The organism is Mesorhizobium amorphae (assembly GCF_014843845.1).
GTDB lineage: Bacteria > Pseudomonadota > Alphaproteobacteria > Rhizobiales > Rhizobiaceae > Mesorhizobium > Mesorhizobium amorphae_A.
In genome coordinates this window covers 1-11,432 of sequence record NZ_JHQS01000013.1, presented here as the reverse complement: position 1 = coordinate 11,432, position 11,432 = coordinate 1, and the positions used below count along the sequence as shown (strand labels likewise).

The 11,432-nt window shown below is 59.7% G+C and carries 10 protein-coding genes and 2 pseudogenes; 7 read left to right on the top strand and 5 right to left on the bottom strand.

Annotated features, from left to right (window positions below; translation table 11 throughout):
- Positions 1-95 precede the first annotated feature (95 nt).
- Genes DH08_RS06515 through DH08_RS06495 form a run of 5 tightly spaced genes read right to left on the bottom strand, consistent with a single transcriptional unit; the run spans position 96 to position 5,398 of the window.
- A complete protein-coding gene (locus DH08_RS06515) occupies positions 96-959 on the bottom strand; it encodes an ABC transporter permease (RefSeq protein ID WP_192178663.1) in 864 nt (287 codons plus the stop codon).
- A gap of 2 nt (positions 960-961) precedes the next feature.
- Positions 962-1,891: an ABC transporter permease gene (locus DH08_RS06510; protein WP_192178489.1), complete on the bottom strand. Its 930-nt coding sequence runs from the start codon at positions 1,889-1,891 to the stop codon at positions 962-964.
- Entirely contained in the window at positions 1,891-2,883 is a 993-nt protein-coding gene (locus DH08_RS06505; protein WP_192178487.1) for an ABC transporter ATP-binding protein, read from the bottom strand. The genes DH08_RS06510 and DH08_RS06505 overlap by 1 nt, the downstream gene beginning before the upstream one ends.
- Entirely contained in the window at positions 2,880-3,929 is a 1,050-nt protein-coding gene (locus DH08_RS06500) for an ABC transporter ATP-binding protein (protein ID WP_192178485.1), read from the bottom strand. The genes DH08_RS06505 and DH08_RS06500 overlap by 4 nt, the downstream gene beginning before the upstream one ends.
- Before the next feature lie 23 nt (positions 3,930-3,952).
- Complete coding sequence (locus DH08_RS06495) at positions 3,953-5,398, bottom strand: ABC transporter substrate-binding protein (RefSeq protein ID WP_246505820.1); 1,446 nt, start codon at positions 5,396-5,398, stop codon at positions 3,953-3,955.
- A 333-nt stretch (positions 5,399-5,731) separates the two neighbouring features.
- On the opposite strand from DH08_RS06495, the gene DH08_RS06490 reads away from it, so the two are divergent.
- The 7 genes and pseudogenes from DH08_RS06490 to DH08_RS06460 all read left to right on the top strand — a co-directional run.
- A complete protein-coding gene (locus DH08_RS06490; protein WP_192178481.1) occupies positions 5,732-6,643 on the top strand; it encodes a LysR family transcriptional regulator in 912 nt (303 codons plus the stop codon).
- A 181-nt stretch (positions 6,644-6,824) separates the two neighbouring features.
- Complete coding sequence (locus tag DH08_RS06485; RefSeq protein ID WP_192178480.1) at positions 6,825-8,009, top strand: pyridoxal phosphate-dependent aminotransferase; 1,185 nt, start codon at positions 6,825-6,827, stop codon at positions 8,007-8,009.
- Positions 7,984-8,856, top strand: coding sequence for an isocitrate lyase/phosphoenolpyruvate mutase family protein (locus DH08_RS06480; protein WP_192178478.1), 873 nt, complete (start codon positions 7,984-7,986; stop codon positions 8,854-8,856). Before DH08_RS06485 ends, DH08_RS06480 begins: the two co-directional genes overlap by 26 nt.
- A gap of 129 nt (positions 8,857-8,985) precedes the next feature.
- Positions 8,986-9,225: a hypothetical protein gene (locus tag DH08_RS06475; protein ID WP_192178476.1), complete on the top strand. Its 240-nt coding sequence runs from the start codon at positions 8,986-8,988 to the stop codon at positions 9,223-9,225.
- A 399-nt stretch (positions 9,226-9,624) separates the two neighbouring features.
- Positions 9,625-10,077 carry a hypothetical protein gene (locus tag DH08_RS06470; protein WP_192178474.1) on the top strand — a complete coding sequence of 151 codons (453 nt, stop codon included), beginning with the start codon at positions 9,625-9,627 and terminating at the stop codon, positions 10,075-10,077.
- Between the two features lie 523 nt (positions 10,078-10,600).
- A pseudogene (locus DH08_RS06465) lies at positions 10,601-10,702 on the top strand (IS5/IS1182 family transposase); the annotation flags it as partial.
- A gap of 588 nt (positions 10,703-11,290) precedes the next feature.
- Positions 11,291-11,432, top strand: a pseudogene (locus tag DH08_RS06460) (co-chaperone GroES); the annotation flags it as partial.

Below are 11,432 nucleotides of genomic sequence, written 5' to 3'. Positions count from 1 at the left end.
CCACGCTCCAATAACAATCGTTTCATTTGTGAAACCTTGCATCTGTTTGATCATCTTGTCCCTGATGAGGCGGCAGCCTTCGCTGCATTCCCACGTTACTGCAGTCCCTTGTCCAACCGGTCGCGCAGCCAGTCGCCCAACAAGCTGATGGAGAGCGTCGTGGTAACGATCAACGTAGCTGGCGCAAACATGATCCATGGCGCACGTGTCATATACTCCCGGCCATAGCCGAGCATGTTTCCGAGGCTCGTCATCGGGGGCTGAACACCAAGGCCCAGAAACGACAGGCTGCTTTCCATGAGGATGATCTCCGGGAAGGTCAGCGTCATGGAAACAATGAGCGTCGACGCGATATTCGGGAGGATGTGCCGCAGATATATCCGCCTTGGGCTCGCTCCCAATTGACGAACGGCGCCGGCGTAGCCTTGCGCACTGGCGGAGATCGCAAGCCCGCGTGCGATACGGGCATAGCGCTCCCAGCCGTAAAGCCCCATCAGCCCGATGAACAACGGCAAAGCGTTTCCGAAAAACGCAAGTACCGATAGCGATAGGACGAGGAACGGCATGGCTGCCTGGAAGTCAGCGAGCATCAGGATGAACTGCTCGACGCGCCCACGAAAGTGGGCCGCCGCAAAGCCCATGGTCGTGCCAAAGCAAGCCGAAATCAGCGTTGCGCCCAGAGCAACCAGAACCGAGATACGAACGGACACGATCAATCGCGACAGAATATCGCGTCCCAGTTCGTCCGTTCCGAGCAGATGTTGCGGGTGGAATGGCGAGGCCAGCCGGTTTGGCAGATCAAGCGCGGTGTATTGGTACGGGGCGATCTGGTACGCGAGCAGCGCTACAACGACGATAAAAGCAATCCAGAGGGCGCTGACGGAAACGGAGATTGGGATACGGCGGTGCTTGGTGTTCTCTCGCTCGCCAGCCGCCGTTTCGGTCACTTTTTCCATCATGTTCATGTCTCAGCGCCCCCGGTCGAGAGACGCGGATCGAGGAAACCGTAGAGGAAGTCGACGATGAGATTTGAAAGCACCATTGCGACGGCCACCAGCAGCAGAATGCATTGTACGACCGCCAGATCCCGCGCCGTCACCGACACGACCAGCAGATTGCCGACACCCGGCCAGGAGAACACGCTCTCGACCACAACCGAACCAGCGATCAGATTGCCAACCATGAAGCCGACAATGGTAACGGTAGGAATTGCGGCATTCGGCAGGGCGTGACCCCGCACAACTGCGGCCCAGGGGATTCCCTTGGCACTCGCAGTGCGAATGTACGGCTGCCCCAGCACCTCCAGCATCGCACTGCGAACGAAGCGGGCGAGCACCGCGGCACCGCCAACGCCGAGAGTAATGATCGGCAGGATGAGATGCTGTAGACTGCCCGTGCCGCCGGTCGGTAGCCAGGCAAACCAGATTGCCAGGACTTGAACCAATACCAGGCCGAGGACAAAGCTTGGCACCGTATAGCCTGCAACGGCCGTGACCATGACGGCGCGGTCAATGGCGCTGTCCCGATGCAAAGCGGCATAGATACCGGCTGGAATACCGATCGCCAGTTTCATCAGAAGCGCAGGCAGGGTCAGCATGAGCGTTGCCGGGATACGTCCCAGGACAAGGTCAAGCGCAGGCCCGCCGCCACGCATCGAGCGGCCGAGTTCGCCCTGAAAAATTGCTGCGAAGTAGTGGAGGTATTGCATCCAGAGAGGCTGATCGAGACCCCACTCCCGGCGAAAGGCAGCCATGGCCTCGGGCGAGGCGTCGTCCCCCATGATGCTGCGCGCTGGATCTCCGGAAAGCCTGAGCACGAGGAAGGCAAATGTCACCACCAGCGCGATTGTCAGAACAGCACGGAGGATACGGATAGCAGCGAACCGAAGCATCAGATTCCAACCTCCTTGGTCGGTTGGGCGGCATCGACGGCATGACAGGCGACGGAGCGTCCGTCCGGCAGAGTTGAGAATGTGGGGGAGACGCTCATGCACTCCGGCCGCACGACGGGACAGCGAGGGTGGAACGCGCAGCCCGTCGGACGGTCTGCGGGATTGGGTGGTTCGCCTTTGAGGATGATGCGCTCGCGTGTGCGCCGGCCGGCAACAGGGACTGCCGAGACCAAGGCTCTGGTGTAGGGGTGGGTGGGGTTCGAGAGCAGAAGATTTGTCTCGCCATATTCGACGATACGGCCGAGATACATCACAGCCATACGCTGACTGACCTGGCGAACCACTTTCAAATCGTGACTGATAAAGAGAAGACTGAGACGTAGGTCCTTTTGGAGGTCCATGAGCAGGTTCACCACCTGGGCCTGGATCGATACATCCAGAGCCGAGACCGGTTCGTCGCAGACCAGCAACGCCGGTTGCATGATCAGCGCCCGGGCAAGAACAGCACGCTGACGCTGCCCACCCGACAGCTGATGCGGCAGGCTTGAGGCATGACTGGCATTCAAGCCGACCGCGTCAAGCATGGCCAGCGCCTTAATGTTCCGCTCGGACGCAGAAGCGATGTCATGAACGTCGAGTGGTTCGCGGACCTGATCGAGGATGGACAAACGGCGGTCCAGCGCTGCGAGCGGATCCTGGTAGATCATTTGCATTTGCGTGCGCATACGGCGCCACGCTGGTGTGTCGACCGGCGGCAGTTCAGACCCGCGGAAGAGCACATGTCCGCCGTTCGGCCGTTCAAGCCCGAGCGCTATCCGTCCTGTCGTTGATTTTCCCGAACCGGATTCGCCGACGAGCGCCAGCGTCTGGCCCTGTTGCAGCGACAGCGACACTTCATCAACGGCATGGACAGGCATCTTTCTTGCGAAGAGGCCCTGCCGCGTCGAATAGCTTCGGGAAATGCCGTGGAGTTCAAGAATATTTGCAGTCATGCCGGCACTTTTGTGCTGAGCTTTAAGGGCTGCTGGGCCTCCTTGGCGGGCCCTGCTATACAGGCGGAGAAGCGGCCGGCTTCGGTTTGCGCGAGTGGCGGAATGGCTACTTCACAAACCGCCATACGTTGCGGACAACGGGGCGCAAACGGGCACCCCGGAGGCATGTTCGCCGGCTCCGGCACCTGCCCCTCGATGGGAATGAGCCGTTGCAACGCGCCTTCGAAAGGCGGCAAGGCCGCAAGAAGCCCCTGCGTATAGGGGTGCCGCGGGTTTGCAAAGATCGAGTCTGACGGCGCCGTCTCGACGACGCGGCCGCCATACATGACCATGATGCGCTCGCAGGTTTCGGAAACGACGCCGAGATCGTGGCTGATGAGGACAAGGGCCATGCCCCTCTCGCGACGAATGGTTGTCAGGAGATCCAGTATCTGAGCCTGGATCGTGGCGTCGAGCGCGGTTGTCGGCTCGTCGGCAACCAGGACGTCCGGTTTTCCGGCGAGCGCCATGGCGATCATGACCCGCTGGTTCTGGCCGCCGGACAGCTCATGGGGATAGGCATCGAACCGGCGTGCTGCGTCCGGCAGGCCCACGAGGTCAAAAAGACGTTTCGTTTGCGCTCGAATGCTTGATCCCGACACCCCCTGATGTCGCGCGAGAACTTCGCCAACCTGTCTCCCAATCCGGATGACAGGATTGAGTGCGCTGGACGGATCCTGGAAGATCATCGCCACGCGCCCGCCCCTGATCCGATCGAGCCGCGTGGCTGCTGCTCCACGCAGTTCTTCCCCGTCCAGCCGAATGCTTCCCGACACGGTAGCCGTGCGAGGCAGAAGCCCGAGCGCGGCAAGCCAGGTGACGGACTTGCCGCTACCTGACTCGCCCACAATACCGAGTGACGCGCCCCGTGCGACCGTGAGGTCGATCCCCCGAATTACCTGGACGCCGCTGAAGTCGACGGTGAGGCCTTCGATCATGAGCAACGGTTGCGACGACCAAGCCGCCGGCAAAGCGGATGCTGGTGCGGTGCCGGCGGGATTTGCCATCGCCGTCCCTCCTCGCGTGGTCATCAGTTTTGCGTATAGGCGGCGTTAGAAGGACCGAAGTTCAGGTCGAGTGTCTGCCCCGGGACCCACGCTATATCCTTGCGCTTGCCATAGAACTGACCGGAGCCGTGCAGGATCACGCAAGGCGGATCTTCCCGGTCGACGATCTCGAGCATCCGGCGGATGATCGACCGGCGCGCCTGTGGATCGGCGGTTTCCTTGAGCTTTTCGCCAAGTGCGAAATATTCTTCGTTGCTCCAGATACCCTCTTTGACGTTCTCCCCAGATGATCCGAAGACGCGCCAAGCGTGGCCGAGCGGGTCCGGGAAGGTAGCGGTGTTTGAACTGTCGAAGATTGCGTTGATCGGCTTGCTCTCGATCTGGGCAAAGTTCTCCATCATCTGGATTTCGATATTGATGCCGACCGCTCGCCACATTTCGGTCATGATCTGCGCGCCGGCAACCTGGTTGGGATAATAGTTGTTGAGCAGTCGGTAGGTGATTGTTTCACCCTTGTAGCCGCTTTCTGCGAGGAGCTTCCGCGCCAAGTCGGGGTCGTATGCGAGACCCGGGAAGTCCTCGATATACGCATCGCCGAAGCTGGGGAGTTGGTAGCCGTTGGGAATGAGCAGCCTGTCCTGCCAGAGCGCCTGGACGATAGCCTCTCGGTCGATCGCGAGGCTGAGGGCGCGGCGCACACCTACTTTGCCGAGGATCGGACCGGTCGTATCGATATTCAGTGCACGGATATTCTGAACGGGGCCGCCGGAGACTTCGAGTTTGGGGTGCTTCTCGATTTCCGAGAACATGTCTGGAGAGAGATCCGTGATGAAGTCCACTTCGCCTGCGATGAGCGCGTTCACCCGTGAAGCCAGTTCCGGGATGATCCTGAAACGAATCCCTTCTAAGGGCGGCAGCCCACCCCAGTAGGCATCGTGCGCAGCCAGAACGACGTCGACATCAAGAGATTGGCTGACGATCCGATACGGGCCTGTTCCGACCGGCGCTGCCGTCCAGGCGTCCCAGGAACCCGCAGTTTCGAAAGCGCGTTTGCTGACGATCTCGGCGCCCCACGACGCCAGCCGCTTCTCAAGCAATGCATCGTCGCCCTTGGCATGAACGATAACGGTGTGGCTGTCGACGATCTCGACCTTGTCGATCGTGTCCAAGGTCTGCATGGCAGTGGATTTGCCTGCCATGTCGGGGCCAAGCAGGTGCTCGGGACTCAAAGTGAAGGCGACATCCTCAGCGGTGAACTCACCGTCATCATGGAACTTCACACCCTTGCGCAAGAAAAGACGAACTGACTTGGCGTTCACCCGTTCCCAACGCTCCGCAAGGGCCGGACGTAACGTCATAGCGGACGTCTGGTCGAAGGCGAGCAATGTGTCGAACATCTGCGGCGCTACGCGCCGCGTCGCGGTGTGAGCGTACAAAACAGGCTCGACGGCGGGCGGGAAGCCGGACATGCCGATTCTAAGTGTCCGGCGAGCGGCGCCCTGGCCCTTCGCTGAAGGTACTCCAGTCATTGCCAGAAGACTGCTTGCCGCCCCGGCTACCAATAGATTACGTCGCGTTATCGAAATCATGTGCGTACCTGGCTCCTGTGTAGCTGCGCAAAGCAACGATGTCGCTTCGGGCTGTGGGATCTCTTTGTTTACGGCCTTCGGCACTTCTAGGTGCCCGGCGAGAACGAGCGGGATTACTCAATCTGATGTGCTACAACAGCATGACAATCATCGAATAATGCGATAACAAACACGCTCTTTTGGATGAATCCAGGAAGGCGGCTAAAACCGGCCATGTCAGACGGTAAAGATCTTTCGCTCAATGCTGTTCGGGCTTTCGTGCAGGTCGCACGCGACAACAGCGTCACCCGGGCTTCGAAAACCCTTGGCATCACCCAGAGCTCGGTGAGCCGCCACCTCGCGGTATTGGAAGAGTATTTCGGCGCCAAGCTGCTCGAACGGCACGGACGCCAGAGTCAGTTGACGGATTTCGGGCGGCTATTCGCCGATGCCGTTGGCGAGCCGCTCGACACGATTTTCTTTACGGCAAAGCGGATGCGCCGCGGTGACGGGAAAGATGCCAACCGGCTCGTCGTGAGGACGTCGCTCTCGACGTTCGCCTATACGCTGCTGATTCCCAATTTGAGCGACTTCTCGAAGGAAATGGGCGGCGTCACGGTCGACGTCATCAGCACCCTGTCGGCCCCCGCCTCAACCGACAGCTTCGACGTGCTTCTGACCCGAGACCTGACGCTGAGCGAACCGGGAGATCGATGGGATTTCTACGACGAACAACTCGTCTGCGTCGGGGCGCCCGACTGTGTCGCCGGCCGCGGGCTCGAAGCGCTGCGCACCACACCGGTGATTGCCGTCACGTCGCGGCCGGACATCCTGCCGACCTGGCTTCGCGGCATGGACCTGAAGACGTCGGACATCATCTCCGGGGCACGCTACGACCACCACTACCTGGCCCTGTCGGCGGTAACGACCGGTCAGACCTTGCTGGTGACACCCAATATCATCGTCGCGGATCTGATCAGGCAGGGCCTCCTGGACGTGCTGCCCAGCTCGCGCGCGCCGAGCGGCATGCAGTACCGGGCCTATGCGGTCGATCGCAGCGGCAATCCGGATCTCGCCCGCGCCTTCTGCCGCTGGCTCATTAGGCTCTGCCGGAAAAAGACCGAGGAGGAGAACACCGGAAAATAATTTTTGACCGCAATGACGCATCGCAAAACGCGATCCTTTTGGCCGCTTTCCGCGATGCCTAAACTGGCGAGCTAAGGGCGCCTCATCTAGCTCTGGGCATTAACTCCCCTGCTTTGAGGAAAGTCCATTGCCGCTACTCGCCAAAAGACTGCAGGCCGTCCGCCCCTCCCAGACAAAAGCCATGACCGCCAAGGCGGGCGCCTTGCGCGAACAAGGCGTCGATATCATCACGCTGAGCCAGGGCGAACCGGACTTCGACACGCCAGAATCCGTTCAGCAGGCCGGCATCGCCGCCATCCTCGATGGCAAGACGCGCTATACGCCGGTCGCCGGGGTCAAGCTGCTGCGCGAGGCGATCAGGGAGAAGCTCTCGCGCGACAACGGGCTTGATTATGACATCGACCAGATAACCGTCGGCTGTGGCGCCAAGCAGATCGTCTTCAACGGCCTCTTCGCCACCCTCGATGCCGGAGACGAGGTCATCGTTCCCACGCCCTGCTGGGTGTCTTATCCGGACATGGTGCGGCTCGCCGGCGGCCAACCGGTGCTCGTCGCCTGCCACGAGCGGTCGGGTTTCAAGCTGAAGCCTGAACACCTGGAAGCGGCTATCACGCCGCGCACCAAATGGCTGATGCTGAATTCGCCGAACAATCCCACCGGCGCGGTCTATTCCAAGGCCGATCTGGCCGCTCTGGCCGACGTCCTGCGCCGACACAGCCATGTCCACGTCCTTTCCGACGATATCTATGAAAAGCTCGTCTATGACGTGCCTTTCGCAACGATGGCTGGGGCCGCGCCGGACCTCGTTGAAAGGGTGCTGACGGTCAACGGCGTTTCCAAGTCCAGCGCCATGACGGGCTGGCGCCTTGGCTACGGGGCCGGTCCGAAAGACCTCATCAAGGCGATGAACACGATCGAGGGCCAAACGTCGTCGCACACCAGTTCGATCTCGCAATATGCGGCGATCGAGGCCATTGCCGGCAACCAGGACCACATCGTCGATTTCGTATCCGCTTTCCGCAAGCGCCGCGATCTCGTCGTCGAGCAGATTAATCAAGCCGAGGGCCTGAAGTGTCGCGTGCCGGACGGCGCCTTCTATGTCTTCGTTTCCTGCGCCGGTGTTATCGGCAAAGTGACCGGCAAGGGCAAGGTGATCAAAAACGACATGGATTTCGCCATGCATCTGCTGGAAGAGTTCGGCGTGGCGGTCGTGCCCGGCAGCGGCTTCATGGCCTCACCCTATTTCCGCATTTCCTATGCCGCCTCAGAGGACGAGTTGAAGCGCGCCTGCGGCCGCATTCTCGCTGCCTGCACCGCCCTGTCCGAAAGCGAGAAGACGTATGAGCAAAGCGAAGCAACTGCGTGACCGCATGGCCGAACGCGGCCTCGTCCACATCATGGCGGCCCATAGCCCGCTTTCGGCCGTCTTGGCCGAGGAAGCCGGTTTCGACGGGATTTGGGCCTCAGGCTTCGAGCTCTCCGCCCTCTACGGTCTGCCGGACATGAGCCTCATTTCGATGACGCAGCACCTCGACATGCTGCGGGCGATCGCCGGCCGGTCGTCGCTGCCGATCGTCGCCGATATCGACACCGGCTATGGCAATGCGATCAATGTTATCCATGCCATCTCCGAATATGAACGCGCCGGCGCCTCGGCGGTTGTCATCGAGGACAAGACTTTCCCGAAGGTCACCAGCCTCGCCGCCGGCGGCCGCCAGGAACTACTTCGGGTCGAGGAGTTTCAGGGCAAGATCGAGGCGGCCATCAGCACCCGCACCGACCCTAACTTCCTCGTCATCGCCCGGACAGAAGCGCTGATCGCCAGTCTCGGCGAAGAGGAGGCGCTGAAGCGCGCCAGGGCCTATGTCCAGGCCGGGGCCGACATGATCCTGATCCATTCGAAGAAAAAGGATCCGTCCGAGATCAAAAGCTTCGCGCGGGCCTGGGATGGCCATGTGCCGCTCACCATAGTGCCGAATGCCTATCCGGATCTCGACGCAACCCGAATAAATGCGCTCGGCAATATCCGCATGGTGATCTACGGCAACTACGGCATCCGCGCCGCCACGACCGCCATGCAGGATGCCTTTCGCCGCATCGTCGCCGAGGGTGGCGTGCAGAACGTCCATAAGGACATCGTCTCGGTTGAAGAAATCTTTCGGCTTCAGGGCATGGAGAGGACCGAGGCGGACGAGAAACGTTTCCTGTGGTAGGCCGACTTTTGGAAGGGGGAAGCGCGGATGATACGGCGGTGGTCGAAACGAGGATTGTTGCGGCTGGGCGGCCCGGTAAGGCGGTCTAGGGGTTCGGCTTCAGGGGAGAGTTTTATTGTCGTAAAGGAGGTGCTCGAGGCCGAAAAGGAGGAGGCGCTGGGAGGCCCGGGCGCCTACGATTACGCTGAAGACCTTCGAATTCGCGAAGAGAAGGAGCACCTCGAGAAGGATCGCAACGATCCGGCGTCTCAACGCAGCTCGCTGATAGGCCTGCTCAGCGCGCACACCACCATCGCTCATATCGAGGATGGCCCACCGAGGATCACTACACCACAGTCGAGCTTCGCGACATCCAGCCTGAGCACATAGCGCTCATGTCCGACCGACGGAGTTTGCGCGAATACCTGCTCCAGAATCTTCCGATCGCTTTCTCACCCTCCTTTCTTACGGCGCCGTCATTGATGCCCGGCTGCGCGAGATAGTGCCTGGCTACAATCCGATTATCGTCAAGCTCCAGCTGGACGGTCAGCCCGAGGAGACCATTCAAAAGTAGACCCCGACGCACTGCTCGAGACAGCGTGCAGATCTTTGCCTAATGGCCCGACGTGGTGGGCTGCCGAACTGTGGCTCCCCCGTTCGAAAACCGCACCAGAGGACGACAACCAGCTACAAGCAACGCGGTCGTTAGCACATAATCCAAGGAGGAACCGATATGGAAATCATGAAATTGTCTGAGCAACTGATCGAGAAATCTCCTGAAACACTCAAATGGCTGCTTCTTATTGCGGTTATTGCCATTTATCAATAACAGTGCAGGGTGCGATAAAAGGGGCCGCGTTTGTTTTGACCGATCCGAGGGTTCATGAAGCCGGCCGGATCGTCAAGAATGGAGTTCGGATCATTTTCGCTGAAATAAAGAGACAGACAGTTTCCAAGTTTTACGACTCGCGCAGACCACCATCAGGAATTCAAAGTATTGTATCGACATTTTGGTTGTTTGTCGTTTCATTCATCTTAATAATTATGTCTATTTACTTTATCACCTTTGCGGCGTCTCTCGGGGTTCTAATGGCATTGAAGCCCGACATTCCGTTTTCTGCCATGAGTACCGGTCTTGTGATCGTGCCGTTTTTGGGCTGGCAAGGCCTGGCCTTGTGGGTTCACGGCGCCGATGAAATTCGCGGATGGCTTCGGTCCAGGAACGGAAGGGACAAACCATAATTTGTGAAATCGGAGAAATGAGAAAAGAGATTGCGGGACGAGAGGCGGCCGCGGGGAAGGGTCCAGAAGGGCAGAAGATGATAGTGACATCGAGAGGATGAGCCACCCTCCCAGCCCGACGAGGCTCAAGGAGCCAGGACCTGCATCTCGGCAAAGCGAATTTGCCGGTGACCGCGTCGCTCACAGTTTGGTCGGGTGCACCGTTCCCCGCGCGACCAGCGACGTCTCGATCTTGATCTCTGCGCCGCCCTGCCAAGCCAGACGTGTCGTTGTTGCCGCCGCCAGCAATCTGCTGGACGGCGACGGTCATCCCTCACGCCGAGTCCGCCGCGCGATTGGGGACGCCCCCCAAGCGTTGCTCAGTGACCGTGGACGCTATCCGGTTATCGCCGCCAACAGAAAACGAACCTTGTCATTCTGCGGAATATTGGCATCGAGGAGAACAGTTCTTGCTCCAGCTCCTTGCGGATGGAAGCGGTAAATGACCGTGCATCTGGTGTCAGGCTCAGGTCAGAATAATACGCGCCGCACGGCGCAGTACTGCAAGCTCAAGAATTGGCGTCGCATCGCAACACGATACGATCGCCATGCACAGAACTACCTCTCAGCCCTTGCCCTCGCTAGCAAAAAAGACCGGCACAATCTGGAGGGATTGGGTGCCGGGTTTTTAAGGTCACATTTCGATTGGGCCAGCGACGCTTCTTGGCTATGCCCCGCATGATTAACGAGCGACTAACTGCGGGCATATTCCTCAGCTTCTATTCGGCGACAAGGCGTCCAGATGGTCGTCTTGGTGACCGAGAATAACCGATACGTCCCGATAGTGTGCCGGTGTCGATTCTCGGGTGCCTTGTTGCGTTCATGGATGATTTGATTTCGCCGTTTTCGGTGTCGGTCAAGACTGGCTACACGGGAGGCGCCGCTGGCGGAGATGTTTTGAGCCGGTGGGGACGAGCGACTGGCAGCAGAGATGCAGAAAGAGCTTTCTCCTCACGTTAAAGGGGCCGGTGCTTCAGCGCCGATTCCAAAATCTTTTGCTCTTCGCCCCTCCCCTCTTCCGTCTTGACTAGTACCAACCGAGGGCCTATTTCACCGGCACGTTAGCACTCGCCATCGGTGAGTGCCAACCAAGGGTCCGGCGCTGCCGGGCTTGTTTGTCCGGCTTCGCCGGACGGAGGAACAGTTCTCACCGTTCTCATTCGAGGAAGAAAAAATGGCAAAGTCGAAGTTCCGGCCGCTTCATGACCGCGTGGTCGTTCGCCGGGTTGAATCCGAATCCAAGACCGCTGGCGGGATCATCATCCCGGATACGGCGAAGGAAAAGCCGCAGGAAGGCGAGATCATCGCCGTCGGTT